This is a genomic window from Bradyrhizobium sp. ISRA430 (genome assembly GCF_029909975.1).
Classification (GTDB): domain Bacteria; phylum Pseudomonadota; class Alphaproteobacteria; order Rhizobiales; family Xanthobacteraceae; genus Bradyrhizobium.
Genome location: NZ_CP094516.1, coordinates 2,776,055 through 2,802,228, shown reverse-complemented (window position 1 = coordinate 2,802,228; position 26,174 = coordinate 2,776,055). Strand labels below are relative to the sequence as shown.

The window sequence follows — 26,174 nt, the reverse complement described above, 5'->3', positions numbered from 1 at the left end:
TGTCTTCAAGCGCCCATCAGGGCGCCGACATGCGCCGTAACAGATTCTTTCAGTCCTTGCAGATCATAGCCACCCTCGAGCACCGAAACAATTCGGCTACCTGCGGTCTTGTCGGCAAGGTCCATCAGCTTCCGCGTCACCCAGGCGTAGTCCTCTGCACGCAGGTTCAGCGACGCCAGCGGATCGCGATAATGCGCATCGAAGCCCGCGGAGACGATCAGGAGCTCAGGGCTGAACTTGGTGAGCTGCGGCAGGATCAGGTTCTCGAATGCGGCACGGAATTCCACGCCGCCGTCCTCTGAGGCGAGCGGCGCGTTGACGATGGTGTCGTGATCGCCGCGCTCGGAGCGGGCGCCGGTGCCCGGGAACAGCGGCATCTGGTGGGTCGAGCAGTACATCACGGTCGGATCCGACCAGAAGATATCCTGCGTACCGTTGCCGTGATGCACGTCGAAATCGATGATGCCGACACGCTTGATGCCGTATTTGCGCTGCGCATGGCGCGCGGCGATGGCGACATTGTCGAAGAAGCAGAAGCCCATCGGCTTGCCGATCTCGGCGTGATGGCCGGGCGGGCGCACCGCGACGAAGGCGTTGCGATGCTCGCCCGCCATCACCCGTTCGGTCGCGGCGACGGCGCCGCCGACCCCGCGCATCACCGCTTCCCAGGTACCCGGCGACATCGAGGTGTCGCCGTCGATATAGACCTGGCCGCTGGTTGGCGCGATGTGGCGCAGCTCGGTGACGTAATGCTCGTTGTGGCAGAGTGTGACGAGATCGAGATCGCCCTCGGGCGCCTGGTCGCGCACCAGATACTGGAATCGCTCATGCGACAGCGCTTCTTCCACCGCGCGCAAGCGGTCCGGCCGCTCGGGATGTCCCGGCGGCGTGACGTGGTCGAGGCAGGCCTTGTGGGAGAGGAGGAGCGTGCTCATCAGATCGTGCTCACGTCAATACGGGCTCTCGATGTCGCTTGGCGCATCCTGCGCCAAAACGCAATGCAAAACCCAATCTATGCGTTTGGCCGGGAATGGCAAACGGTGGTTCCGGTTCGGCCCGTTTGATCCGGATCAATTCACGCGCAGGATGCGGGTGGGCGGCAGAGGACCGATCGGACCATGTGCCCGGAAGAACGCATACAGTGCGTCGACATCGTAGCCGCCATATTGCGGCGATGCGCCCTGCTTGGCGACGGTGAAGCCGTCGCCCCCGACGGCGAGGTAGTCGTTGACGGTGACGCGATAGCCTTGCGCCGGCTCGATCGGCTTGCCGTCGAGCGTCATCTTGTCCGCGGCCACGCGCTCGCCGAACGGCTTTGACGCATCCCAGGTGTAGCTGAATCCGTTCGAGACCTGGAGGATGCGCGGCCGCTTCGGATCGAGCCATTGCTGCTCGAGCAGGTCCTTGAGCTGGCTGCCGGTGAGCGTCATGGTGACGAGGCGGTTGCGGAACGGCTGGCTCGCAAACACGTCGCCGAACGTCACCGCGCCATTCTCCTTCGGCACGATGTCGCTGCGGATGCCGCCCGGATTGGTGGCGGCAATGACGGCGGCGCCGTCCCTTGCGTCGCGCGTTGCGGCGAGCTGCGCATCCGCGATGACGTCGCCGAGCGCGCTTTCGCCGGCCTCGTTCGGCATCCGCGACAGCGTCTGCGTCACCGATCCCGCCGGGCGGTTGGCGATCGGCGCCGACAGCTTGTCGTAAGCCTCGATCAGCGCAGTCTGCTCTGGATCCTTTGCCAGCGAGGCAGTCGCGACGATGACGTTCTCGGCCTTGGCGCTGACGACGTCACGGCTCGCCGGATCGAGTGTGAGGTCGATCGCGGTGACCAGTGTGCCGTATTTGTCGCCGCTGGTGACGAGCCGTCCGTCGATGTTGCAGACGTATGCACGATGGGTGTGGCCGCTGACGACGACGTCGACCGCGCGGTCGAATTTCCTTGCGATCTCGACGATCGGCCCTGTTATGCCCGGACATTCATTGTAGTCGCCTGAGGGCTCGCCGCCCTGGTGGATCAGCACCACGATCGCCTCGACGCCACCCGCCTTCAGTTGCGGCACGAGCGCGTTCACCGTCTCGGCCTCGTCGCGGAATTCGAGGCCGGCAATGCCTTTGGGCGAGACGATGCCGGCGGTATCTTTCAAGGTCAGTCCGATGAAGGCGACGGGAATGCCGTCGAACTCCCTGATCTCAAAGGGCGGCAAGATGCTCTTGCCGGTCGCGGTCTCGATCGTGGAGGCCGCGAGATAGTGGAATTTCGCACCCAGGAAGGGATGCGGCCCCTGGCATCCATCCTCCGGATGACAGCCGCCATTCTGCATTCGTAAGAGCTCGGCCTTGCTCTCGTCGAATTCGTGGTTGCCGACCGAGGTGATCGCAAGCCCCATCATTGACAGCGACTCGATCGATGGCTCGTCGTGGAACATGGCGGACAGGAACGGACTTGCCCCGATCAGGTCGCCGGCCGCGACGAAGATCGTGTTCTTGTGCCCCTCGCGCAGTTGCTTGACCAGCGTCGCCATGTACTCGGCGCCGCCGGCCGCGACCGGCACCTTCTTGGCCTTGTCCTCGGGATCGCCGATGCGGATGCCGCCGGGCGGCGGCATCAGATTGCCATGAAAATCGTTGATCGCCAGGATGCGCAGCTCCACGGGCGCCGCGCTCTGCGCGGCGGCGGGCAGGGTGGTAGAGAGCGCCAGTGTGAGGGCGATCGGTATGAGTCGGAGCGTGTGTCGCATGGAACAAGACTAGACGCTCCAGGCGAAGATTTCACGAAGCTTTCTTCCTTCTCCCACAAAGGGGAGAGGGTCACAGCGTGCTCGTCTTCACCGCCGCTTCCTGTTCGCAAACGCGTTGAAGGCGGCTACGGCCTCGGCGGACTTCAACCGCTCGCCGAACAGATGGCCTTCCTGGTCGATGCGGCGGGTGAGCTCTTCCGGCGGCACGCGCAGCAATTTGCGTGAGATCGCAACCGCCTCGGCCGGCAGCCTGCAGATCTCGCGCGCCACCTTGCGCGCCTCGACTTCGGTGTGTCCCGGCGAGACCACGGTGTTGACGAAGCCGGCGACGTGCGCCTCGGCGGCGGTGAAGGTGCGTCCCATCACCAGCATCGCAAAAGCGCGCTGATAGCCCATGGTCTGCGGCATCAACAGGCTGGCTGCGCCGACCGGGACGAGCCCGAGATGGATGTAAGGCGCGGAAAAGGTCGCGGCCGTCGAGGCCAGCACATAGTCGCAATGGAACAGCAGCGCGGTGCCCATGCCGATCGCGACGCCGTCCACCGCGGCGATGATCGGCTTGGTGTTGAGAGCAAGCGAGTAGAGGAATTTTGCTCCTTCCGTCAGCGTTTCTCCGCCCGACTTGTCGGCCCTTAGGAAATCATCGATGTCGTCGCCGGCGGTAAACACGCCGGAGCCTCCGGTGATGATCATGCAGCGGATGTCGGGATTGTTCTGCGCGGTGTCGATCGCGTGGCTCATCTCGCGATACATGTCCTGCGTGATCGCGTTCTTCTTGTTCGGCCGGCGCAAGGTGATCACGCGCGTTGCGTGTTCCCCGGTCACGATGATGTTGCCGTTCGCCATAAGGATCCCCCGCGCGCCATTGCCGAGTCTCGCCGTCTCAGCCTACATGATCTCACGGGCGTGCCAATCCCGGGTTCAGCCTTTTCGACGGTGAGCCGCGTGCCCTCGGCGTATAACGTTGGCGCGGGGCGTGTTCGCCGCGAAAGCCGCGCCGGGTCTGCACCGGGCTACTCCGCATGCCCTGTTGCGCGTTGCAACAATCGGCTACAATGTTTCATTTGAAAAACCGGTGGTTGTGGCTCACGATCACCCGTCCCGCTCCATCTGGCTGATTGCGCGATCGATGGTTGCCGCAGAGAGCATCAACGAGTCCTCGCCACACTATCGCGGCTGGCGCGTCGTGCTTGCCTGTTTTCTGATGGCCTTCTTCATGTTCGGCTTCGGTCTGTACGGGCAGGGCGTCTATCTTTCGGAACTTCAGCGTGCACATGGCTGGCCAGGCACGCTCGTCTCCGCGGCCAGCACCTTCTCGTTCCTGCTGACCTCCGTCCTCGTCATCTTCACCGACGATCTGTTGGCTCGCTTCGGGCTGCGTTCGCTGATCCTGTGCGGCCTTTCGGCGCTCGGCGCATCGACGATCCTGCTGGCGCTGATGGCGGCGCCCTGGCAGCTCTATCTCGCCTACGCGCTGATGTCGCTCGGCTGGACCGGGATGGGTACCGTGGTGATCGCGACCGTGCTCAATTCCTGGTTCGAGCGGCGGCGCGGGCTCGCGCTCAGCCTCGCCTTCAACGGCGCGACCTGCGGCGGCATCGTGCTCGTGCCCGTGCTGCTGACGCTGACCGGCAGCATCGGCTTCCGCTCCGCGATGCTGGCGGCCACCACCGCGATGGTGGTGCTGCTGTTGCCGGTGATCGTGGCCTTCGTCGCCTGGCCGGCGGACATGACGCAGGCCGCCGGCGGAGGTGGGCCCGCGGGCGGCGCGCCTGCGGTGCATTCCCGCAAGGCGCTGCTCGGCAACCCGGCGTTCTGGACCATGGTGCTGCCGATCGCGATCGCGCTGCTGGCGCAGATGGGCTTCATCATCCATCAGGTGACGTTCCTCGAGCCGGCCATCGGCCGCTCGGCTGCGGGGCTCGCGGTGACCATCATGGCGACCATGGCCGTCGTCGGCCGCCTGTCGCTCGGCCTGTTCGTCGACCGGCTCGATCCGCGGCTCGCAAGCGCGGCGTCGATGACGAGCCAGGCGGCGGCGCTGTTCGTTCTCCTGCAAAGCACGAGCCCGACGGTGCTGCTCGTGTGCTGCGCCGTCTACGGCTTCTCGATCGGCAACATGATCACCTTCCCGCCGCTGATCATCCAGCGCGAGATCGGGCGCGATGCGTTCGCGGCCGCGATGGGACTGGGAACCTCGATCAGTGGCATCGTCAGCGCGTTCGGCCCCGGCATCGTCGGCCTCGCGCGCAGCTTCACCGGCGATTACACGATGGCGTTCACACTTTGCGTCGTGCTCGACCTGGTCGCCGCGGGAATCGTACTATGGCGGCCTGGGCAGGGCATGCAGGGATCGTAGGTCCGTAGCCCGGGTGGAGCGAAGCGTAATCCGGGACCGCACGAGAGTGCGGCACGCGCGCTCCGCACATTCGGCGTCATCGCCCGACTTGATCGGGCGATCCAGTACTCCGAGACGTCTGTCGTCCCTTGAGAAGCCGCGGCGTACTGTCATTCCCCGCTTTCGCGGGGAATGACAGCGGAGAACGGGCTCGCGGCTTTCCTAGCGTCGCGGTGACGACGGGACGGCAGCGCGCCCGCCTTACCCCAACAACACCGCATCCGCCGCCGCAACCGACTCCGCGCTTTCCGTCACCGTGCGCTCGAGCGCTCCCGCCTGCACGGTAATGTTCTCGGCGAAGAAGCGGGCGAGCGAGACGTAGCGCGGCGCCTCCGTATTGCCGTCGCCCTTGGCGGCGAGCGCCTCGGCCGCCAGCATGCAGCCGCCGAGCGTGGCGCCGAATTGCTGTAAATAGGGCGTGGCGCCGGCGAGTGCATCGTTCGGCGCGGAGGCGACCCGCTCCAGCAGCCACTTGCTGGTGCGCATCAAGGCTGCAAGCGCCTCGCGCAGCTTTGCGGGCGTGGTGCCGAAGGCGGGATCGTTGGAGGCTTCGACCTGCTTGACGATGGCGGCGAGCTCGTCAAGCAGCGCCCACACCGACGCGCCGCCGTTCGCTGCGAGCTTGCGCGTGACGAGGTCGATCGCCTGAATGCCGTTGGTGCCCTCATAGATCGTGGTGATGCGCGCGTCGCGATAGTGCTGGGCGGCGCCGGTCTCCTCGATGAAACCCATGCCGCCATGCACCTGCACGCCAAGATAGGCGACCTCGTTGCCGACATCGGTGGAATAGGCCTTTGCGATCGGCGTCAGCAATGCCGCGCGCGCGGCGGCGTCGGCCCGCACCTTGGCGTCCTTGGCGCGCGTGGAGACGTCGATCGCCACCGCCGTGGCGTAGCAGATGGTGCGCGCCGCCGCGGTCTGCGCCCGCATCCGCATCAGTGTGCGCTTGACGTCCGGGTGGACGAAGATTGCATCCGAGCCGTCGCCCCTCTTGCCGACGGCGCGGCCTTGGCGGCGCTCCTGGGCGTAGGCCAGAGCCTGCTGATAGGCGCGATCGGCAACCCCGACGCCTTCGAGGCCGACACCGAGTCGGGCCTGGTTCATCATGGTGAACATGCAGCGCATGCCCTGGTTCTCTTCGCCGATCAAAAATCCGATCGCGCCGCCATGGTCGCCCATGGTCATGGTACAGGTTGGGGATGCATGCATGCCGAGCTTGTGCTCGACGCCGCTCGCATAGATGTCGTTGCGCGCGCCAAGCGAGCCGTCGGCGTTGACCATGAACTTGGGAACAAGAAAGAGCGAAATGCCCTTGGTGCCGGCGGGCGCGTCCGGCAGGCGGGCCAGCACGAAATGCACGATATTGTCGGTCATGTCGTGCTCGCCATAGGTGATGAAGATCTTCGTCCCCTTGATGCGGTAGGTGCCGTCGGCCTGCCGCTCGGCGCGGGTGCGCAGCGCGCCGACGTCGGAGCCGGCCTGCGGTTCGGTGAGCTGCATGGTGCCGGTCCATTCGCCGGTGACGAGCTTCTCGAGATAGATCCTCTTCAGCTCCTCGCTGCCATGCGCCTCAAGCGCCTCCATCGCGGAGGCCGTGAGCAGCGGGCAGAGGCCGAAGGCGACATTGGAGGCGCTCCAGATCTCGGTGCAGGCGGCGTTGATCGCGAGCGGCAGCCCTTGGCCGCCGAAGGCTTCCGGCCCGGACACCGCGTTCCAGCCGCCGTCGGTCCAGCGCTTGTAGGCGTCGGGCCAGCCCGGCGCGGTGGTGACCTTGCCGGCATCGAGCTTGATGCCGTGCTCGTCGCCGACGCGGTTGAGCGGCGCCAGCACGTCGGTTGCGAACTTGCCGGCTTCCTCCAGCACGGCGCTCGCGATCTCGGCGTCGAAATCGCCGTAATGGCCGGCCTCCACGGCGGCCTTCAGGCCGGCGCCATGGTTGAGCGACAGCAGCATGTCAGAGATCGGCGCGCGGTAGGTCATAGCTCACTCCCGTAGGCATCATTGGCGCCGTATTCCCATGAAACGGGGGAGGTCTCAACTGCCGGGACGGGCCGATCGGTGATCGGACGGGCAAGTCCCGCCCGGAACGGGCCAATCGTCGCGATCATAATAGAGTATGGCGCTCCACCCCGGGACCTATGGTATTTTGCCCGTCCAGGCGGTTGAAATGCCGCGCCGCTCCCTATAGACCGGCACGGCTTGAGGGAATCTGCGGTAGCCCGTTCTTCCGTCGTTGCTTCAGGTCTGTTGGGGCGTAGCCAAGCGGTAAGGCAGCGGATTTTGATTCCGCCATTCGGAGGTTCGATCCCTCCCGCCCCAGCCAGTTGATATTGCTCGCCAAATCATCTCTTTCGTTGCTTCATTTGGAAATTGCGTAATTCGCTGCTCCGTTGAAGAAAGACGTCGCTACTTCGCGCTACGTATCTTTTTTCTCCACCGACAGCGGCATAGCGCTGCGGACTCCTACGTGAAGCTTGCGCGCTGAGTTTCCACGGCGACGATCTCCGCCTCGATCTGCCCGGATGCTTGGAGGTGACATCCTTGGGTCCGTGGGCCTCATGTCACCTACTGTCCTTTGACGACGCGCGGCTAACCAGGATCTGTCGATTACGAATGATACGTTGGGCAGGCGCGAAAATGCCCAAGGATTAGCCACGCCGATGATGTCGCCAAGCCCGCGTCAAAGATGAACACCGGTCAATTGGATGCTGCAAAAAGCGAGTCAATTTATATCGCAAAGGTGACGCAAGGTTGCCGGGACGGACCTCTCCCGTTCGAATATCGCAATGATGTCATCGGCCGGCACGCGACCTGTTTCCAACCGCCGGCGTAAGCCATCGAGAGATCCACAATCGAACCCCCATGGGGCGAGCACGTCCGGCATTCGTGTAAGCACTTCGGTGGCGCGCTCCCTCACGAAGCCGATATTGATACCGTCACAGGCAATCCGACCCATATCGTAAACGCGCGTCTGGTCAGAAGCCCGGCCCTTCAAGTCGTCGTCCAGGAGGAGTGCGAGCCAGAGCAAAAAGTAGTTGCGATAATCCGTGAGCGAATTTGTCATTTCAAAAGGTTTCAGCTCCAGACGCAGACCCTCGTCAGGATGAATCTCGATTGCGGGAGCTGTTACGCTGCGATGATAGGTCCGCACGGACTTGCCAATGCGTCCCCGAATGCGCCAGAGCTCGCCTTGCCGTAGCGGTGAAGCGAGAGTGAGTGCGGTAAGGGCGGGTATGTAGTAATTCACCTTCTCATTCAAATCTTTCAGATCGATGCGTGCCGAGAGGCTCTCCGGAAGGCTGATATTGACGTCCGGGCCGTAGGTCACCATGGCTTCCATCGCCCACTGCCAAAAGTCGTACCGCCGCTTGTTTTGTGGACCTCGGAAGGCGACTTCGGTCGGATGGAACGACAGCACGACGGCTTGAAAGCCAAGGTGCTGCAAAGCCTGCTGCAGACGAGCGTGCAGAACCTTGAGCGACGCAAGGCATTCGTCGATGGATTCGCAGATCGGTGTGCGAATCTCCACGCCCTTCGGCAGCAAGTCGATGGGATTCATGTCGGGATCGGGAAGGTGATAACCCTCGACGACGTAGGGGCTCGGTTTACGATGAGGCGGCTCGACCTTGAAGCCATCGCATTGGAAGTCGTCTACCGGAATGGCCTCAAGCGTGGAGTTCAACGTCTGAAAGATTAAATCCGGGTGCCACAAGGGACGGAATGACACGGCATCGACCAAGAGGAATTCCGCCTCAAGACCAAAGCGAAACCCTCTATGACGACGCTCAATCATGACTAGGCTCACGCACGCAAGAGAGTGCGACCCAGCGTGACGAACCCGTCAGGTCGCGAAGTCCCGCTCTTTCTGGGGTGGCTGGCTGTTCCGTCGACCGCCCTAGTTTCCGAGCAGAACCTTGCGGCGGGCGGATACCGGCCAGCGCCGGCACGTGATGCCTGACCGCTTGCAACACAGTGGTGTCGGAAAATAAGTAGCCCATTTGTCCGTGCGCAATCTGCCCGAAAAATCAAGCGCTGCGCAGTGCTTGGACAAGGAGCTGTCTGACGGGGAGACTGCTTACCCCGTGCAATGCAGGCTAGTGAACTTTCCCTGCTGACGCAAGCCTGTTGGGGTAACACCGCAACTGTGCAGGGAGCCCGTGCTACCGCAGTAAGCCAACCAAATGGTCGCACTTAGTTGTGCTTGGTTGGTGGGCCTCCGGAGACCAGTTTGTCTTTGCGAACCGAAGTTTGCAGGAGCCGTTAGCCTCCGTCGAACGGAGGAGGAGAGATCATTTTTGTTCTTGCAGTAGCAACGGCAATATCGTTGTCCTTTGCCTTGGTTCCCGCATCTGCCGAAGCCTCCGAATTATCCAAGACCTATAAGCAGCGGCAATCGGCTCCGATACAGCCCAGACCGCGCGCCACAGCAGTCGGACCCCTCTGGGGAGCAAGAGCGGGCGCGTAGTAAGAACATTCAGGTTGGACTGTCAGCGGTTCGATTGTCCCTGCGTGCGGTTTGGCTGTTGCAGGAAGCCCAGAAGTTGCGCAGTCAGGAACTCTGGATTTTCGTCCGGCAACCAATGGCCCGTCTCGGGCGCAACGCCGCCGCGAACATCTTGGGCAATCTCTCTTGCCATCGTGACCTCGACCATGCCGTTGCTTTTATCGCCGGCGAGCGCCAGGACAGGCATCGATAGTTTTCGTTTTTCGAGCTCCGCAAAGCGGCGCTCATCCTCGGGGAAGGCGCGATAAAGCTCGAAGCCGGCACGCAAACCACCGGGCGCCGCGTAAGCGGTTGCGCAGACGGCGATGTCTTCATCCAAGACCGGCCGAAAGGCCCTCTTCCTGTAGAAATCGCGGATGAACTGATACTCGTGTCCCCTCACGAGCAGCTCGGCAATGTCGCGCTGCTGGAAAAGCCCAAAATGCCAAAGCTCCGGGTCGGGCTTTGATTTTGCTTCGTTCCATGCCGTCGTCGCTGGAATCGGCACGTCGAGCATGGTGAGCGTCTGGACCTCGTCCGGCCATTGTGCTGCGTACGCGTAGGCAACCATCACGCCGATGTCGCGGCCAACCAGATGTAGCTGGCTTGCGCCAAGTTGATGGACAAGCGCGCGAATATCTGCAGCCATGGTCGCCTTGTCGTAGCCGCCAGGAGGCTTTTCAGAATCACCAGCGCATTTCAAGCAGGAACTAGCTCCGCATCTCACTCGTTTTGATCTCATCCATCGTTGCGTTGCAGAGATCTAAACATGGCTATCGACTTCAATCATACGATTCTGGCAGCTCGCGACAGCAAGGCGTCGGCCGATTTCCTGGCCGAGGTGCTAGGGCTCCCCGCGCCGCGGCGCTGGGGACCATTCCACATGGTGACGACCGACAACGACGCCAATCTCGACTATATGGAAAGCAAAGGAGAGTTCGCGCGCCAGCACTACGCCTTCCTGGTCGGCGATGCCGAGTTCGACGCGATCTTCGATCGGATTCGCAAGCGGAAGCTCACCTACTGGGCTGATCCCGCGCAGCGAAATCCGGGCAAGATCAACGATCACGACGGCGGACGCGGCCTCTATTTCGAAGAGTTGAACGGGCATCTGCTCGAAATCATCACGCGTCCATACGGCAGCGGCGGCTGGAATCCGTAGGCGCCTGACGCCGAAGGAGCCGGGCGCGGCGGCGAAGGAACCACACAGCTCCGCCTCGCCTCAGGGGGCATCAGCACGTCGAATCCGCCGTGCCCCTTCAGGGCTGATCAGTTCCTGCCGAGATGCTGGCGGAAGAAGGCCAATACGGCGACGTCGAACTCCAATCACCGAAAACGATCGGCGGGTCGCTGCGAGCCGGACAAGTCAGACGGGCGTAACAGCTCCGTTCTTCGATCTATCGCGAAACTCTCGCGGCGTGCAGCCGGAGATCCGGCGAAACGCACGGGTGAAGTGAGCGGGATCAGCGTAGCCCGACGAGAACGCGACGTCGATGATCTTATTCTCGGTATCGCATAGGAGCTTCATGGCATTGTCAAATCGGACCTGCTCGAGCAATCCCGAGTATGTAAGACCCGCTTGCGAAAGTCGTCGCTGCAGACTCCTGACACTCAAGCCGATCATCTCCGCCGCTTCGGTTACCGTGGGGCCTCCTTCATCGAGGTAGGACGGCAGGCTCAGCCTGAGCGCGCTGACGGTGTCTTTGCCGAATGGTTGAAGATCGCTCTCAGGCAAATCCGACGGCGTGGCATTTGCGAGATTCGGCAGGCTCAGGAGTTTGAGCGGCACTTCGATCCATGAGGCTCTTTGACCTGATACGAAACGGGTGTTCGGCCAGTGCGACTGAACGTGAGTGCTGGGCGTGTGGGTTGCCTCAAATGCAATGACTGCCGGGGTCCAATCGGCTCCAGCGAACTGGCGGACGACGTGCATGATGAAAACATTCTGGAGCCACTGAGATATCTCGAGATGAGCTATGCCTTCCGTTCCAACGATTCTGCTGCAAATGTTCAGCTTCTCGTTGGAGCGTTCCAGCCAGATGTGCAGGTTTGTGTCTTCGACCGGCGCCCATTTGCACACCTGCTGAAGCGCAAACAACAGGGTCGGTGAATGGCGGATTTGAGCGCGCAGTGCTTCGCTCAGATGGCTGAAGGTCAACCGCTGGGCTGCCCGAAAGGCGATGTCTGATATCCCTTGGACATGCTGGGCTGCCGTCGCGAAGCGAATCGCCGGCAAAAGCGGGATGTAGTGATCAGCCTTATCTTCCAGGGACGTGGGAAGTCGAAACTTGGCCAGAAGCGAGGAAGTAGACCCCCCGACCTCGGAATGGATTTCAGCGAAAGGCATGAGGAATTGGCAACGAGTCAAAGGAATGATGGTCATTATCATTTGCCCCAACACTTTGTCGCGCTTGCAAGATAGCAGGCCGCCGCCTTTTTGGGTGTCATTGTCGTGTCATTTGCGCGTGAGGCGCCTGACCAATTTCGTTTGAACGCTTTTGACGAAAATTTTTGGCGGGCAATGGCCAGATTGGTCGCCCGCATGGATATAGCTTTGCGGCATCGGGTCTTTTTTCGAAGAGAGCACAGGCCTTGCGCCTCACTTGCCGATGAGAGCTGTCCGCGCGCCTCCAGTTCATGTCGTCCGCGCGACCATTGCCGCGTCGCTGCGACATGGTGACGCAACTCTCGATAGAACCGCCGGCGCGCTGAAGATCAGCGTCCGCACGTTGCAGCGTCACCTCGGTCGAATGGGCACAAGTCACAGCGAAATGCTCGCGGAGGTTCGCCTCGAAATGGCGTGTCGTTTGCTCGCAGAGTCCAGCAAGCGCCTCTCGGATATCGCGAAATTCCTCGGCTATTCGAACCCAAGCAGCTTCAGCCGCGTTTTCGTGCGCTTGATGAGAGTTCGACCCGTTGCCTACAGGCGACAGCAGCTTGCGCGCCTGCACCGGCAGGGACGTCGCCACAAAAAGCCTCGTGCAATTGGTGATTGAACGCGTCGGAAAGATTGGCGCGAAATGGCAAGACGCGCGGACCGAATTGGCGCGAAATGTTTAGCGAAGCTGCTGGTCGATATTCATTGCGGCGCTCCTGGAGGAGCCATCTGTTTGATTAACGAGGCGCTACGCAGGGCGGACAGGTCCAGCGGACGTGCTGCAAAGAGAACAATCCGCTTTCAAGGAGATAATCAGCATGACACTTCGCGCCACTCTCATCGCAATTTGCGCCATCGGATTTGCCGCTCTACCCCAAAACCTGTTTGCTCAATCGGTATCCGAGGCCAAGCCCCACGTACCGCTTGAAAAATCCATCGGCCAGGCAAAGCCGGAAGTCGTTCCCTCTCTCTTTGTGCTCAACTCGCGCGGTGCAAGCTTGAGTAATGGGAAGCTTGTGCTGACCGGGATTTCGCCGAATGCGATCGTCTTTGCCGATCGGCCTGTTCGGGCGGCCGGCCACGATCTCACGTCGCGCATCGTCGAGGATTGGGGCAACGGCAGCGACAATTTCGCGAAAGATCCTCCGAACGCCACGGTTTCCGGATTCAGGAAGGACGGATCGGCGGTGGCTGACGCCGTCGTGGTCCTGAAATCGCCCAAGCTCGACGGCGACAAGCTGACCTTCGACGTCGACGTGCTCGAAGGAGATCTTGCGGGAGCCGATGGACCGGCGTCGGTCTTCATCGACATCATTGGCCGACCATTTACGCCGCTGTCCTTCGCCGGCGTCGCCCGCCGCACGGCCTGGCGCGGTGCTTACTATCGCGGTGCGGCCCTGGCGGGAGCGGCCGCCGTGGCGGGAGCTGCGGCTTACCCGTACTACGCACCTCGGTGCGGATATTATCCTTATCCGCCCTGCTATTAAGCCGCTGATCGGCGGCAGCGTGGCCGTCGCAGCGCAGCGAAGCGAAGCTCATTCCGACCAAGCTGTCTTTGCGGCGATCGGTGTCGTCCGGCAGGCAAGAGGCTCGCCTCTGAAATCGCTACCGTCGTTTATTTGTGTTCAGGAAGGAGATTACAATGAACGTCACCCGTCGATCCCTTGCACTTGGCGGCATGGGCCTGCTGGCAGGAGCGGCAGCAGCACGATCAGCGCTTGCGCAGGATTCGTTCCTGGGAGTGGGGCAAGGCCTGGAGGATTTCTGGCTCGCAAGCGACGCCTATATCTTTGGCTATCCGTTGGTGACGATGGAGATGACGCGCCGGATCATCACCAACGTTGCCGAACCCGTGGGCACGCGCGGGCCGATGGGCCACATCATCAAGCTGCGCCAATATCCGGATGCGTCGTTCAGGGACGTCACGGCGCCGAACGCGGACACTCTGTACACGACTTCGTTCTTCGATGTCGGGAAAGAACCGTGGGTCCTCAGCATCCCCGACATGAAGGGACGCTATTTCCTGATGCCGATGCTGGATGGCTGGACGACGGTGTTTCAGGTGCCCGGCAAGCGCACCACCGGCACGGGGGCGCAGACCTACGCGATCACCGGACCCGGATGGAAAGGCACGCTGCCCGATGGCGTGAAGCAGTACAAATCGCAGACCAACATCGTGTGGCTGCTCGGTCGCATTTATTGCACCGGCACGCCGGAGGACTATGCGGCCGTCCACAAGCTGCAAGACGAGTGCAAGCTGGTGCCGCTCAGTGCCTATGGCAAGCCGTACACGCCTCCTCCGGGAAAGGTCGATCCATCGATCGACATGAAGACGGCGGTCCGCGAGCAGGTCAATCGCATGGACGCGGTGTCGTATTTCAAGCTGCTGTGCGAGCTGATGAAGGCCAATCCACCTTACGCGGCGGACACGCCCCAGCTTGCCAAATTTGCCCGGATCGGCATCGTCCCTGGCCAGGATTTTGACGAGAGCAAGCTCAAGGCGGACTTCCTCAAGCGCGTGCCGGAAGTCTCGTTCGACCGGATCATGCTTCAGTTCAAGATCAACAAGGCCATCACGGACGAGAACGGCTTTGCCTTCACCACCAAAACCGGCATTTACGGCACCGACTATCTGATGCGGGCCCTGGTAACCGCGATCGGGCTCGGCGCCAATCGTCCGCAAGATGCGGTCTACCCGACCTCGCAAAAGGATGCGAACGGCGACAAGTATAACGGCGCGAACAAATACGTGATGCGGTTTCCCAAAGGCCACCTGCCTCCCGCGGACGGATTTTGGTCGCTCACCATGTACGATAGCGGCTACTTCTTTGTGAACAACCCGCTCAACCGTTATTCGATCAGCGCACGGCAAGACCTGAAGGAGAATCCGGACGGTTCAACCGATCTCTACATTCAGAAGGACTCGCCGGGCAAGGACAAGGAATCCAATTGGCTTCCGGCGCCTGAGGGCGATTTCATCCTCATGCTTCGTATGTATTGGCCGCAGGAAACGGACCCGTCGATCATCAACGACACATGGAAGGTTCCTGCCGCCAAGAAGGTCGCCACTTGAAACCTTGCTCATGCCGGCTCGCGGGCCGGCATGAGCAAGCCCCCAACCGCGGTTGCAACGGTCAATCCCGAAACGAACGCGCCCGTTCATTTGGATCTCGCCTGCTTGAGCGAGCGCGTACTGCAGCCGATCGGGAGTGGCCACGGCTCGATTTTGCTAGTTCGCCGATAGTGCGGTCTTGGCGACCTCGGCCATCCAGCCGGATGCGACCGGCAGGATCGTATCGTTGAAATCGTAGCGCGGGCCGTGCAGCTCCGCGCCGTCGCGCAGTTCGCCATTGCCGATCCAGGCGAAGGCGCCGGGTCGCTGCTGGAGATAAAAGGCGAAATCCTCGCCGGCCATGCTGGGCGGCAAATCGGTTCGCAACCTGGCCTGCACTCTCTCCGCGGCCAGTCGCGCAAGGCCGGCTTCCGCCGGTGTGTTGATGACCGTGCCGACGCCCATGACGATCTCGGGCGTCACCTTGACGCCAAAAGTCGTGGCAATGCCGGCGCAGATCTGTTCAATCCGCGCGACGATGGTGTTTTTCACTGCTTCGCGATGATACCGCAGCGTGCCGCCGATCACGACGCGTCCGGCGATCTGGTTGCGTGCCGTGCCGCCTTCGAGCGTGCACAGCGAGAGCACGGCGGTGTCGAGCGGATCGATGCTGCGCGAAACGATCGACTGCAGCGCCACGATGAGATGGCCCGCGGCCATCACCGGATCGCGCGTAAGGTGCGGCATGCCGGCATGTCCCGCATGACCCTCGACGGTGATGCTGACGCGCCCGCCCGAGGCCATCACGACACCGTCATGGACCGCGATCGTGCCGGCTTCGAGGCCCGGCCAGTTGTGAAAGCCGAACAGCTTCGTCATCGGGAAGCGGTCGAACAGGCCGGCCGCGACCATCGCGCGCGCGCCGCCAAAGCCTTCCTCGGCCGGCTGGAAGATGAAATCGACAGTACCGCTCCAGTCCGCGTCCGCCGCCAGCAGCGCGGCCGCGCCGAGCAGCGAGGCGGTGTGCCCGTCATGGCCGCAGGCATGCATCACGCCGGGATTGCGCGAAGCATACGGCAGCCCGGTATCCTCGGTGATCGGCAGCGCATCCATGTCGGCGCGCAAGCCGACACGTCCCTGCGCCGACCCGCGCGTCAGCGTCGCGACGATGCCGTGCCCGCCGATGCCGGCCTCGAAGGGAATGCCGAGCTCGGTGAGCTTCTCCTGCACGAAAGCGGCGGTGGCCTTCTCCTGCAGGGACAGCTCGGGATGCGCATGCAGGTGCTGGCGCCAAGTGGTCAGTTTCTGGTGAAGCTCTGGTGTCAAGGGTTTTGATCTCTGGACGGTGTCGGCGCCCGCCACCATAGCGGAATCGCCGGCCTCTGCATCCAGTATCAGGGAATGCCCCGCGTGCAGCAAAGCGCTTGTTCTAAGGCGAAAGCTTCGCCAGTCCCTTCCAGTCGAAGCTGATGCCGTGGCCTGGGCGTGCCGGCGCCAGTGCCATGCCCTGCTCGAGCACGAGCGGATGCTCGATGTATTTATCGAGCCCGAAGCCGTGCGCCTCGAGATAGGAGCGGTTCGGGCAGGCCGCGAGCAGATGCACGGTGATGTCGTGCGCGCCGTGGCTGGTGACGGGAAGGTTGAAGGCCTCCGCAAGCCGCGCGATCTTCATGAAGGCGGAGACGCCGCCGCAATTGGTGACATCAGGCTCGGGATAGGACACCGCGCCGGCGGTGATGTAGTTCTTGAACTCCCAGAGCGAGCGCAGGTTCTCGCCGGCCGCGATCGGCACGCCGCCGGCCTGCATGATGCGGGCGTGGCCGGCGACGTCGTCGGGGATGATCGGCTCCTCGAGCCAGGTGAGGTCGAAGGGAACAAAGGCGCGGGCGGCGCGAATCGCTTCCTCGACCGTCCATTTCATGTTGGCGTCCGCCATTAGCGGAAAGCCGTCGCCCAGATGCTTGCGCATCGCCGCGACGCGCGCGACGTCGGATTTGAGGTCGGGCCGGCCGACCTTCATCTTGATGGCACGAAATCCCTTGGCGAGATTGCCGTCGGTCTGCTCGAGCAGCGCCTCGACCGGGAGATCGAGGTCGATGCCGCCGGCATAGCAAGGCACGCGCGCGTCGAAGCCGCCGAGCAGGCGGAACAGCGGCAGACCGGCGCGCCGCGCCTTCAGATCCCACAGCGCGATGTCGAGCGCGGAGAGCGCGAGCACCGTCGGCCCGCCGCGGCCGCCATAGTGCAGCGCCCACCAGACGTGATGCCAGATCGCCTCGGTGTCGTCGGCCTCGCGGCCCTCGATCAGCGCCGGCGTCTCGCGCTTCAGGATGTCAGCGACAGCACCGCCATTGCGCCCGACGGTGTAGGTGTAGCCCACGCCTTCGGCGCCATCGGCATCGCGGATGCGGCAGGTGATCAGCTCAAACGCCGCAATCTCGCCATGCGTGCTGTCGGAGAGGGTGACGGGCAGGGGGATCCGGTAGAGCCCGGTCTCGATCGTCGCGATGCGTGCCATGCTTCCTTCCCGGCTTTTCCTTGCAGGTTAGGCCGACGGGCGCCGCCGGGCAACTGCAGGCGATGCAAGGCAGCTCACCGCATCGTCGCAAGCTGCACGGCCAGCGCGCAGGCGCGGTCGTATTCGCTGAGATTGATCCATTCGTCGATGGTGTGCGGCTCGTTCTGCCCGGCGCCGAAGGTCACGGTCGGAACACCGTGGCGGACCATCCAGTTTGCGTCCAGGCCGCCATTCGCGGCGCGGATGGACGGCGTGCCGCCGACGGCGGACACGGCTTCGATCGCGCGTTTGACCACGGGGAGGCCCTCCTTCATGCGGAACGGATAGTAGTCGGTCTCGGCCTTGAACTTGACGCGACCCGACTTGCCCTCGCTGTTCTTGACGCGCTTCGCCGCCTTCTCGAACGCCGCCTTGTAGGCCTTGGTGATCTCCTTGAAGAACTTTCCATCATGGCTGCGGCTCTCGCCGCGCACATGCACGTAGTCGGTGACGACATTGGTGGCATCCCCGGCCGGGCGGCCGTCGCCGCCGGTGACAGGCCCGACATTGCTGGTGCCCTGCCGCTTGCCCTTCACCACCTTGCCGAACCAGCCGCCCGCCTTGAGGTCGGCGAGCGCGAGCGCAAGGATCATGGTCGAAGAGATGCCGCGCTCCGGCGCGACGCCGGCATGCGAGGCGCGGCCAAAGATCTCGACATGCCAGCGATCCGCGCCGACGGCGCCGATGGTGACGTTGGAGGCGGAGCCGCCGTCGTAGTTGAAGGCCATCACCGGCGAGCCAAGCTCCTCCAGCTTGACGTGGCGCGCGCCATAGAGCCCACTCTCCTCCCGCACGCAGAACAGAAGCGTGATCGGCGGATGATCGAGCTTCTGCTTCTCGAGCTCCGCCGCCAGCGTCACCAGCACGCCGCAGCCGCAGCGGTTGTCGCCGCCGAGCGCGGTCTTCGCCGTGTTGACGATCTTGCGCCCGGAGACCTTCGGCTTGGCGCCGGCGCACAGCGGCACGGTGTCCATGTGGGTCATGAACATGATCCGCGGCTGGTTGTGCAGCGCGCCGCGGCCGGGCAGGTCGACGATCAGGTTGCCGGTCTCCGTCGGCACGGGAATACGCGTGTTGGCGTCGTCGAGGCGGATCGCGTTTGCCGGCACGCCGGCCTCCTTTAGCGCCACGGCAAGCTCGCGCCCGATCGCGGCTTCCTGTCCGGTCACGCCCTCGACGGCGAGGAAGCGCATGAGGCGGCCGGTGGCGGCTTGCGTGTCGACAGGCATGACTTATTCCCTTTGCTGCACAGTGCTTGTCAGCATCCCCTGCGGCACCGCATTTCGCAAGGGCTTCTCAGACACTCCGCGTGTAAGCCAAAAAGATCAGCGAGCCCAACAGCAGCGCTGCCGCCATGAACAGCAGCACCGCCGGCAGCCCCGCGAGCGCCGCCACCGCGCCTGTCGTCGACTGCATCAGGGCCGCGCCGAGGAAAAAGGCCAGGTTGATCGCGGCGAGCGCCTTGCCCGCAACCTGCGCGTCGACGAGCTGCCGGGACATGCCGAACAGCAGCGGCTGCGCCGAGGTCGCAAGGCCAATCAGCACGAACAGCACCAGGTCGTATTGCGGCGGCATGACGGCGACGCCGAGCAGCATGGAGACGGCGTAGTGCGGCGCGCCGAGCGCCATCAGCGCCAGCAGCAGCGCTCCGGTCAGGTGCGAGCCGGCCACCAGCTCGCGGCGGCGATTGAGCTTGCGATCGATCATGCCGATGAGAAGCGGGCCGATGATCATGGCGATCGTGAAGGCGCCGAGCTGGTTGCCCGCCTCGACCCGCGACAGTCCCTTGACCTGCATCAGCCACGGCCCGCCCCACAGGCCGCGCAACACCAGCGAGGTCGCAAGCGACACCAGCGCGAGCGCGATCAGACCGCGTAGCGGACGCGAGAAGCCGAGGCGCAGCACCGCGATCATCTGCGCCAGCGGCGAGGAATCGTCCTTGTGCTCCGCCGGCTGGTTCGGCACCAGCGCGAACACCGCGAGCGCCACCGCGACGCCGGCGGCCGCCGAGATCCAGAACCCGGCGCGCCAGCCGTAATTGTCGACCACGAAAGCGAGCGGGCTCGACGACAGCAGCATGCCGATATTGCCGATCGAGAGGATTGCGCCCGACCACAGGCCGAACCGTGCCGCCGACAATTGCTTGGCGGCCAGCGTCATCGGGCACATCAGCATGCCGGACGTGGCGACGCCGAGGAGAACTTGCCCGACCGCAAAGCTTTCCGGCCCCGTCGCGAAACCAGAAGCGATGGCGCCGACCACGGTTCCCGCGAGCAGGCTGAGCGACACCGGGCGCACGCCAAAGCGATCCATCGCCGCGCCGACCGGGATCTGCGCCGCGGCAAAGGCGAACGGATAGACCGAGGTGAGGCTCGCCAGCGCCTGCGGCTCCATCCGGAAATCCGCCGCCATCAGATCGAGGCTGACCGCCGGGATGGTGCGCAGCAACGTCGACAGCATGTGCCCACAGGCCAGCGCCAGCAGCGCAAAAATCAACGCGCGGGTGCCATCTCCCGCTTCATCCGTCGCCACCGCAGTCATGAGCTCCCGTCCCGGCAAGGGTTTTGGGTGAGGTACATGATTGGGGAGAGGGTGCCAATGGCGGGACCGGCAGGTCTCTTATTCCGGATTGTGGCTAGCGCTCACTTTTGAGGTATTACCTTTCGTCTCGATACGGCGGACCAAACGCTGCCCGATAGATCGCCCAATAGACCGCGCCGACAAAGCCGGCACCGCCCACGATGTTGCCCAGCGTCACGGGCACGAGATTGTGCAGGATGCCGGAGATGGTGATGAGCGACGCGTCGAAATTTGCCGGAGCGTGACCCGTCCGGACCAACAGCCACGCCAACGGCAGGAAATACATGTTGGCCACGCAATGCTCGAAGCCGGCTGCGATGAAGGCTGAGACCGGCAATATGACGGCGACCATCTTGTCCGTGACCGATCGACCTGCATAGGCGAGCCAGACAGCCGCGCACACGAGCACGTTGCACAGAATGCCCTTGAAGAATAGCGCGACCACATCCGGACGAATTTTTCCCGCTGCCGTGTTCAATACCGACAAACCGATGCGGCCATCATTCATGTCGAGATGATGAGAATAAAAGACCAGGACAATGAGCCCAAGGGCTCCGATGAAGTTGCCGAAGTAGACGATCGCCCAATTGCGCAGCATCGTACGCGTGGAAACATTGCCACTGGCCCAGGCCATCACGATCAGGTTGTTGCCCGTAAACAGCTCGGCGCCTCCCACAAGAACGAGCGACAATCCGAGCGTGAAAACCAGTCCTCCAACGACGCGTGCAGTCGCGAAGCTGAGTGTCGCGTCACTGGCAACGACGGTATAGTAAAGTGCGCCGAACCCGATGCCGCCACCTGCCACGATCGCCAGCATGAAGGAGGCCAGAAAAGGCAGATTGGCCTTTTTCACACCAACCTTCTCGACGGCCTGCTTAATCTCCGCGGGGCTGTAAGCCTGCAAATTGAAGATGGGCGCGGGGACCGGTTCGGCCATCCGGAATTTCCTCACTCGAACGGAATGCGCCGTTACCCGCCGGCGCTACCTATCGCCAATAGTCCGACGATCTGCACGGCGATCACCTTCACCAGCGTCATTGACGGGAAGATCATGGCGTAGCCGATGTCAGGCCGCTCCGTCGGTGCCATTTTGGTCGAGTAGACGAGAATGGCGGGATTGCCGGTTGCTCCTGACGCAACGCCGACGAGGTCGTCATACGGAATGCGCATGAGGTAGTGGCCGACCAGCAGTACGATCGCCACGGTGGTGAGGAGGACGGCAACGCCGATAAACAGCATGGTAAAGCCGGATTCGGCGACGGTGCGCACAAAGGGTTGGCCCGCATTGACACCGACCGTGGCAAGGAACATCGCAAGGCCGAAGTTTCGCAGGACGATGTTCGCCGGCAGTGGCATGGTCCAGAGCATCGGCCCGGTGCGGCGCAATTTGCCGAGGATGAGGGCCACGATCAGCGGCCCGCCGCCTATGCCGAGGGTTACGATTCCGACGCCCGGAATCGGTATCGGTATCAGGCCGAGGAGTACGCCCATCACCATCCCGAGTCCGAGGGACACGTAGCTGAACTCGGCGGTCGCCTTGACCGTGTCGCCGAAATGCTTGCGGACGTCCTCCTTGCGATCCGGAGGGGTCAGCACGCCGACGCGGTCGCCGAATTCCAGCATCAGGTCGGGTGAAGGCACAAGGTCGGCATCGTAGCGCCGCACATGCAGGAGATGCGTCGGAAAGCCCGGCGGCATCGGCAGCTCGGAAAGCGGAATCCCCACCACGCCGGCTTTGCCGACGAACACGCGAACGTAGTCCAGATCGGCCCGGTCACTGGCCAGCCGGCCCGGTTCGAGCTTTCCAAGCTTGGATGCCGCGTTTGCGATCGCGTCCTGACTTTCGGCAACAACGAGCACGGCATCACCGGCGGACAGAACTGTATCCCCCGCGGGAACGATATTCACCCCCGCCTTGCGAACCATCGTCACCTGGACGCCACCCAGGATCTCCCTGCTCAATTCGTCGAGCGTGCGTCCGGCCAAGCCGGCACCGATCGAAATTTCGCCCATGTGAAAGCGCTGGGCCTTGGCCGGGAATTTCGGCTTCACCATGCGCGTCATGAAATAGATGCACAAGATCGGGCCAATGACGCCGAACGGGTAGGCGATCGAATAACCGATGGAAGGATCCTTGCTGTTGGTGACGTCAAGCGCGGCCTGGAGTGTCGCGGTGCTTGTCATCGATCCGGCATAAATTCCCAGCGTGTGGCCGATCTTGATACCAAAGGCCTTTCCAAGCGCGAGCGCTACGCCCAGGCTCGCGAGGCAGGCGATGAGCGCGAGAAGATTGTACTTCCGGCCTGAGCCGACAATGCCCTCGAAGAACTGGCGGCCATAGAGGATGCCGATGCCGTAGAGGAACATGACGAGGCCGGTCAATCCGATCGGCCCGATGATCTGGGCCTTCGGCGCGAACGCGCCGATGGCGAGACCGACAAAGAGCACGGCGCCTACGCCGAGCGAGAAGCCGCTAATGCTGATCTGTCCGACCAGATAGCCCACACCAATGGCGAGAAATGCCGTCAGGATCGGCTGGCTTCCAATGATGTCGCGGGCAAGGTCCAACATTCATCTCTCCGGGGTAATCCGAGGTCTGTTACCGGGCGTTACAGCCGGCATCGCGAAACTGGCCGATGACCCGGTTGACCAGCTCGCGGGAGGGCGGTGGCGTATCGAAGTGCTTGTAGTCGAGCCCCATCGCCTTCCATTTGAACTCACCCATTTGATGGAAGGGCTGCACCTCGAGGCATTCGACATTCTTCATGGGGGCGACGAAGCGGGCGATGCCCTCCACATTCGCCGGATCGTCGGTGGCACCGGGCACGAGCGTGAAGCGGACCCAAACTGGTTTGCCGATCGAGGCGAGGCGCTCGGCAAAATGCAGCGTCGGCGCGATGTCTCGCCCTGTCACCTTGCGATAGGTGTCCGGGTCGGAGCTCTTGATGTCGAGCAGTACGAGGTCGATGGTCGAGAGAAAGGCGTCATCGGCACGATCGCCGAGAAAGCCGGAAGTCTCAATGGCCGTGTGCAGGCCCATGTCCTTGGCGCCAGCGAAGATGCGCCTGACGAAGGCTAGCTGCACCATAGGTTCACCGCCCGATATCGTCAGTCCGCCTCCGAGGCTGCGCACGGATGGCGCGAAGTCGCCGAGACGACGCAGCACCTGTTCGGCCGAAACATATGTTCCGTCCTTGAGGTGCCAGGTGTCCGGGTTGTGGCAATAGGTACAGCGGAGCAGGCAGCCCGAGACGAACAGGACGATCCTTAGGCCCGGACCGTCGTAACGCGACGACGTTTCGTAGGAATGGCAGTAGCCGAACGCGCCGTCCTCGTCCCTGAACTTGTCCTCATCGGGAGCGTCGGGCGAAGCGCCCGTACGCAGGTCATGACGGCTTCCCGATTCGAGTGCCTGCTGGGTCGACATCGAACACCCCGGCTCAGATCTGCCCGTGGAAGGTGCGGCTGATCACATCCCTCTGTTGTTCCGGCGTCAGCCGGACGAAATTGACGGCATAGCCGGACACGCGGATCGTGAGCTGCGGATATTTGTCCGGGTTCTTGATGGCGTCTTCCAGCGTCTCCCTGTCGATCACGTTCAGGTTCATGTGGAAGCCGCCGCGCTCGAAATAGAGGTCAAAGGCCTTGGTGGCCTCGTCGATCAGCTTCTCTTCGGAGAGATGGGCCTTCTGCGGCGCGACCGAGACGGTGTAGCTGATGCCGTCGAGCGAATCCTTGTAGGGAAGTTTCGCGACCGACAGACACGACGCGAGCCAGCCATGGCTGTCCCGGCCGTGCATCGGGTTCGCGCCCGGCCCAAACGGCTCGCCCTTGCGGCGGCCGTCCGGCGTATTGCCGGTTGCCTTGCCGTAGACGACGTTGGAGGTGATGGTAAGGACGCTCTGTGTATGCGTCGCGTTCCTGTAGGTCGGATGCTTGCGGATCTTTTGCATGAACCGCGTCACGAGCTCGGATGCGATCTGATCGACCCGATCGTCGTTGTTGCCGAATTGCGGCGTCGAGGCGTTGCCCTCGTTCTGGTAGTCGACCACCAGTCCCGTCGCATCGCGGGTGACACGGATCTTGCCATATTTGATCGCGCTGAGACTGTCGGCTACCACCGAAAGTCCGGCGATGCCGAATGCCATGGTGCGCAATATGTCGCGATCATGGAGCGCCATCTCCAGGCGCTCGTAGAAGTACTTGTCGTGCATGTAATGGATGCAGTTCATGGCATGCACATAGGTCTTGGCGAGCCACTCCATGGTGGTGTCGAACTTCGCCATGACGTCGTCATAGTCGAGGAAGTCGCCGATGACCGGCATCGTCCGGGGAGCGACCTGATCGCCGGAAACCTCATCGCGTCCGCCGTTGATGGCGTAGAGCAGGGCCTTTGCGAGGTTCACGCGCGCCCCGAAGAACTGCATCTGCTTGCCGAGCCGCATCGCCGAAACGCAGCAGGCGATTGCATAATCGTCGCCCCAGTGCGGGCGCATCAGATCGTCATTCTCGTATTGCAGGGACGAGGTGTCCTTGCTGACCTTGACGCAGAAGCGCTTGAAGGCCGCGGGCATGTGGTTGGACCACAGCACCGTGATGTTCGGCTCCGGCGCCGGCCCGAGGTTGTAGAGGGTATGGAGCATGCGGTAGCTGCTCTTCGTCACCAGCGCCCGTCCATCGAGGTCCATGCCGCCGACGCATTCGGTCGCCCAGTAGGGATCTCCACTGAACAACGCGTCGTATTCGGGCGTGCGGAGGAAGCGCACGATGCGCAGCTTCTGCACAAGCTGATCCCACAACTCCTGTGCGCCTGCCTCGTCGAGCACGCCTTCCTTCATGTCGCGCTCGATGTAGATGTCGAGGAAGCTCGAGATGCGGCCGATCGACATTGCCGCGCCGTTCGCTTCCTTGATCGCGCCGAGATAGGCGAAGTAGGTCCACTGGAACGCCTCGCGCGCGTTCATGGCGGGCTGGGTGATATCATGGCCATAGAGCTTCGCCATCGATGCAAGGTCTTCCAGCGCGCGCATTTGTTCGGCGAGTTCTTCGCGCTGGCGGATCACCTCGTCAGTCGGCCACATGTCATCGATCTGGGCCCGCTCCTGGCGCTTACCCTCCAGCAGACGGTCGGTGCCGTAGAGTGCAACGCGGCGATAGTCGCCGATGATGCGGCCGCGGCCATAGGCGTCGGGAAGGCCGGTGATGATGCCGGACCGCCGGCAGTTCATGATCTCCGGCGTGTAGGCATCGAACACGCCGTCATTGTGCGACTTGCGGTACTTCGTGAAGGCCTCGTGCACCTTTGCGTCGGGTTCGAATCCTGCGGCCTTGAGGCCAGCTTCCACCATGCGTAGGCCGCCGAACGGAAAGATCGCCCGCTTGAACGGCTGGTCGGTCTGAAGACCGATGATGACCTCGTTGTCGCGGTCGATGTACCCGGCCTCATGCGCCAGCATCGTCGACGGATTTTTCGCATCGACGGCCAGGACGCCCTTCTTTCGTTCCTCGGCAAAGTAGGGCTGCAGCTTGGCCCATACCGCCTTGGTGCGCTGCGAAGGGCCCACCAGGAATGTCTCGTCCCCGGAGTAGGAGGCAACATTTCGGACGATGAAGTCGCGCACGCTGATGGAGGAGGACCAGTCGCCCGGCTGGAAACCTCTCCAGCTATCCGCCTTGGCGTCTTTCTCGAGCGCCGCGCTGCCTTTCATGACGAATCTCCCTGGCGTTGTCGTTTGTCCTGGCATCGCATCCGATCTGCAAAGGAGGCATCGGGGCGCGCCAGGCTGTTGCTCAATGTTAGGGGCGGCAGGCGGATGCGTTGATTGACCTATGTCAACCTGTGGGAGCCATCGGCGATGGGCAGCCGAAATAATTGCGGCTTTTTGTATCGGCATGATCATTGCGCGACCGCAGCATCGATGCGGCAGTCGGTCGCATCCGCGCAGCGCCGCCGGTGGCGCTCACTCCCCGGGCATTGCTTGTACCGGAG

At 62.8% G+C, this 26,174-nt stretch carries 20 protein-coding genes and 1 tRNA gene; 6 read left to right on the top strand and 15 right to left on the bottom strand.

Annotated features, from left to right (window positions below; genetic code table 11):
• Window positions 1-5: 5 nt before the first annotated feature.
• The 3 genes from MTX21_RS13565 to MTX21_RS13555 form a co-directional block, all read right to left on the bottom strand.
• Complete coding sequence (locus tag MTX21_RS13565; protein WP_280965306.1) at window positions 6-935, bottom strand: histone deacetylase family protein; 930 nt, start codon at window positions 933-935, stop codon at window positions 6-8.
• Between the two features lie 135 nt (window positions 936-1,070).
• Window positions 1,071-2,738: a bifunctional metallophosphatase/5'-nucleotidase gene (locus MTX21_RS13560; RefSeq protein ID WP_280965305.1), complete on the bottom strand. Its 1,668-nt coding sequence runs from the start codon at window positions 2,736-2,738 to the stop codon at window positions 1,071-1,073.
• An 87-nt stretch (window positions 2,739-2,825) separates the two neighbouring features.
• Window positions 2,826-3,584: an enoyl-CoA hydratase-related protein gene (locus MTX21_RS13555; protein WP_280965304.1), complete on the bottom strand. Its 759-nt coding sequence runs from the start codon at window positions 3,582-3,584 to the stop codon at window positions 2,826-2,828.
• A gap of 283 nt (window positions 3,585-3,867) precedes the next feature.
• Between MTX21_RS13555 and MTX21_RS13550 the strand changes: the two genes are divergently transcribed.
• A complete protein-coding gene (locus tag MTX21_RS13550; RefSeq protein ID WP_280965303.1) occupies window positions 3,868-5,097 on the top strand; it encodes an MFS transporter in 1,230 nt (409 codons plus the stop codon).
• Between the two features lie 240 nt (window positions 5,098-5,337).
• Here MTX21_RS13550 and MTX21_RS13545 read toward each other — a convergent pair whose 3' ends face one another.
• Window positions 5,338-7,116 carry an acyl-CoA dehydrogenase gene (locus tag MTX21_RS13545; protein ID WP_280965302.1) on the bottom strand — a complete coding sequence of 593 codons (1,779 nt, stop codon included), beginning with the start codon at window positions 7,114-7,116 and terminating at the stop codon, window positions 5,338-5,340.
• A 268-nt stretch (window positions 7,117-7,384) separates the two neighbouring features.
• On the opposite strand from MTX21_RS13545, the gene MTX21_RS13540 reads away from it, so the two are divergent.
• Window positions 7,385-7,459, top strand: a tRNA-Gln gene (locus tag MTX21_RS13540).
• A gap of 399 nt (window positions 7,460-7,858) precedes the next feature.
• On the opposite strand, the gene MTX21_RS13535 is transcribed toward MTX21_RS13540, so the two are convergent.
• Window positions 7,859-8,929 carry a glutamate-cysteine ligase family protein gene (locus MTX21_RS13535; protein ID WP_280965301.1) on the bottom strand — a complete coding sequence of 357 codons (1,071 nt, stop codon included), beginning with the start codon at window positions 8,927-8,929 and terminating at the stop codon, window positions 7,859-7,861.
• A gap of 694 nt (window positions 8,930-9,623) precedes the next feature.
• The gene (locus MTX21_RS13530; protein ID WP_280971381.1) at window positions 9,624-10,361 is read right to left on the bottom strand and encodes an alpha/beta hydrolase; all 738 of its coding nucleotides are present in this window, start codon (window positions 10,359-10,361) and stop codon (window positions 9,624-9,626) included.
• Between the two features lie 27 nt (window positions 10,362-10,388).
• On the opposite strand from MTX21_RS13530, the gene MTX21_RS13525 reads away from it, so the two are divergent.
• Window positions 10,389-10,781, top strand: coding sequence for a VOC family protein (locus tag MTX21_RS13525; protein WP_280965299.1), 393 nt, complete (start codon window positions 10,389-10,391; stop codon window positions 10,779-10,781).
• Window positions 10,782-10,985: 204 nt separating this feature from the next.
• On the opposite strand, the gene MTX21_RS13520 is transcribed toward MTX21_RS13525, so the two are convergent.
• On the bottom strand, window positions 10,986-12,002 hold the full coding sequence (locus tag MTX21_RS13520; protein WP_280965298.1) for an AraC family transcriptional regulator: 1,017 nt from the start codon (window positions 12,000-12,002) through the stop codon (window positions 10,986-10,988).
• 226 nt (window positions 12,003-12,228) lie between these two features.
• On the opposite strand from MTX21_RS13520, the gene MTX21_RS40075 reads away from it, so the two are divergent.
• The 3 genes from MTX21_RS40075 to MTX21_RS13505 all read left to right on the top strand — a co-directional run bounded on the left by MTX21_RS40075 (window position 12,229) and on the right by MTX21_RS13505 (window position 15,069).
• A complete protein-coding gene (locus MTX21_RS40075; protein WP_341510141.1) occupies window positions 12,229-12,615 on the top strand; it encodes an AraC family transcriptional regulator in 387 nt (128 codons plus the stop codon).
• A gap of 199 nt (window positions 12,616-12,814) precedes the next feature.
• Window positions 12,815-13,483, top strand: a complete 669-nt coding sequence (locus MTX21_RS13510; RefSeq protein WP_280965297.1) for a hypothetical protein — start codon at window positions 12,815-12,817, stop codon at window positions 13,481-13,483.
• 155 nt (window positions 13,484-13,638) lie between these two features.
• Window positions 13,639-15,069 (top strand): DUF1254 domain-containing protein, encoded by a 1,431-nt coding sequence (locus MTX21_RS13505; protein WP_280965296.1) that lies wholly within the window; start codon window positions 13,639-13,641, stop codon window positions 15,067-15,069.
• Window positions 15,070-15,225: 156 nt separating this feature from the next.
• Here the strand turns inward: MTX21_RS13505 and MTX21_RS13500 are convergent, their stop codons facing one another.
• The 8 genes from MTX21_RS13500 to pflB all read right to left on the bottom strand — a co-directional run bounded on the left by MTX21_RS13500 (window position 15,226) and on the right by pflB (window position 25,893).
• Window positions 15,226-16,374, bottom strand: coding sequence for an amidohydrolase (locus MTX21_RS13500; RefSeq protein WP_280965295.1), 1,149 nt, complete (start codon window positions 16,372-16,374; stop codon window positions 15,226-15,228).
• Window positions 16,375-16,477: 103 nt separating this feature from the next.
• Window positions 16,478-17,566, bottom strand: coding sequence for a mandelate racemase/muconate lactonizing enzyme family protein (locus MTX21_RS13495; RefSeq protein WP_280965294.1), 1,089 nt, complete (start codon window positions 17,564-17,566; stop codon window positions 16,478-16,480).
• A gap of 74 nt (window positions 17,567-17,640) precedes the next feature.
• Window positions 17,641-18,834 (bottom strand): M20/M25/M40 family metallo-hydrolase, encoded by a 1,194-nt coding sequence (locus tag MTX21_RS13490; RefSeq protein ID WP_280965293.1) that lies wholly within the window; start codon window positions 18,832-18,834, stop codon window positions 17,641-17,643.
• A gap of 67 nt (window positions 18,835-18,901) precedes the next feature.
• The gene (locus tag MTX21_RS13485; RefSeq protein ID WP_280965292.1) at window positions 18,902-20,146 is read right to left on the bottom strand and encodes an MFS transporter; all 1,245 of its coding nucleotides are present in this window, start codon (window positions 20,144-20,146) and stop codon (window positions 18,902-18,904) included.
• Window positions 20,147-20,261: 115 nt separating this feature from the next.
• Window positions 20,262-21,122, bottom strand: a complete 861-nt coding sequence (locus tag MTX21_RS13480) for a formate/nitrite transporter family protein (protein WP_280965291.1) — start codon at window positions 21,120-21,122, stop codon at window positions 20,262-20,264.
• A gap of 32 nt (window positions 21,123-21,154) precedes the next feature.
• Window positions 21,155-22,756 carry a TrkA C-terminal domain-containing protein gene (locus MTX21_RS13475; RefSeq protein WP_280965290.1) on the bottom strand — a complete coding sequence of 534 codons (1,602 nt, stop codon included), beginning with the start codon at window positions 22,754-22,756 and terminating at the stop codon, window positions 21,155-21,157.
• A 28-nt stretch (window positions 22,757-22,784) separates the two neighbouring features.
• A complete protein-coding gene (pflA, locus tag MTX21_RS13470; RefSeq protein WP_280965289.1) occupies window positions 22,785-23,612 on the bottom strand; it encodes a pyruvate formate-lyase-activating protein in 828 nt (275 codons plus the stop codon).
• A gap of 13 nt (window positions 23,613-23,625) precedes the next feature.
• Window positions 23,626-25,893: a formate C-acetyltransferase gene (gene pflB, locus MTX21_RS13465; protein ID WP_280965288.1), complete on the bottom strand. Its 2,268-nt coding sequence runs from the start codon at window positions 25,891-25,893 to the stop codon at window positions 23,626-23,628.
• Window positions 25,894-26,174 lie beyond the last annotated feature (281 nt).

Coding starts and splice junctions, on each gene's coding strand:
- MTX21_RS13510 (WP_280965297.1), top strand. CDS start 12,815: ATGACACTTCGCGCCACTCTCATCGCAATTTGCGCCATCGGATTTGCC.
- MTX21_RS13565 (WP_280965306.1), bottom strand. CDS start 935: ATGAGCACGCTCCTCCTCTCCCACAAGGCCTGCCTCGACCACGTCACG.
- MTX21_RS13490 (WP_280965293.1), bottom strand. CDS start 18,834: ATGCCTGTCGACACGCAAGCCGCCACCGGCCGCCTCATGCGCTTCCTC.
- MTX21_RS13505 (WP_280965296.1), top strand. CDS start 13,639: ATGAACGTCACCCGTCGATCCCTTGCACTTGGCGGCATGGGCCTGCTG.
- pflB (WP_280965288.1), bottom strand. CDS start 25,893: ATGAAAGGCAGCGCGGCGCTCGAGAAAGACGCCAAGGCGGATAGCTGG.
- MTX21_RS13480 (WP_280965291.1), bottom strand. CDS start 21,122: ATGGCCGAACCGGTCCCCGCGCCCATCTTCAATTTGCAGGCTTACAGC.
- MTX21_RS13475 (WP_280965290.1), bottom strand. CDS start 22,756: ATGTTGGACCTTGCCCGCGACATCATTGGAAGCCAGCCGATCCTGACG.
- MTX21_RS13545 (WP_280965302.1), bottom strand. CDS start 7,116: ATGACCTACCGCGCGCCGATCTCTGACATGCTGCTGTCGCTCAACCAT.
- MTX21_RS13535 (WP_280965301.1), bottom strand. CDS start 8,929: ATGATTGAGCGTCGTCATAGAGGGTTTCGCTTTGGTCTTGAGGCGGAA.
- MTX21_RS13550 (WP_280965303.1), top strand. CDS start 3,868: ATGGTTGCCGCAGAGAGCATCAACGAGTCCTCGCCACACTATCGCGGC.
- MTX21_RS13530 (WP_280971381.1), bottom strand. CDS start 10,361: ATGAGATCAAAACGAGTGAGATGCGGAGCTAGTTCCTGCTTGAAATGC.
- MTX21_RS13485 (WP_280965292.1), bottom strand. CDS start 20,146: ATGACTGCGGTGGCGACGGATGAAGCGGGAGATGGCACCCGCGCGTTG.
- MTX21_RS13520 (WP_280965298.1), bottom strand. CDS start 12,002: ATGACCATCATTCCTTTGACTCGTTGCCAATTCCTCATGCCTTTCGCT.
- pflA (WP_280965289.1), bottom strand. CDS start 23,612: ATGTCGACCCAGCAGGCACTCGAATCGGGAAGCCGTCATGACCTGCGT.
- MTX21_RS13555 (WP_280965304.1), bottom strand. CDS start 3,584: ATGGCGAACGGCAACATCATCGTGACCGGGGAACACGCAACGCGCGTG.
- MTX21_RS13495 (WP_280965294.1), bottom strand. CDS start 17,566: ATGGCACGCATCGCGACGATCGAGACCGGGCTCTACCGGATCCCCCTG.
- MTX21_RS40075 (WP_341510141.1), top strand. CDS start 12,229: ATGAGAGCTGTCCGCGCGCCTCCAGTTCATGTCGTCCGCGCGACCATT.
- MTX21_RS13525 (WP_280965299.1), top strand. CDS start 10,389: ATGGCTATCGACTTCAATCATACGATTCTGGCAGCTCGCGACAGCAAG.
- MTX21_RS13560 (WP_280965305.1), bottom strand. CDS start 2,738: ATGCGACACACGCTCCGACTCATACCGATCGCCCTCACACTGGCGCTC.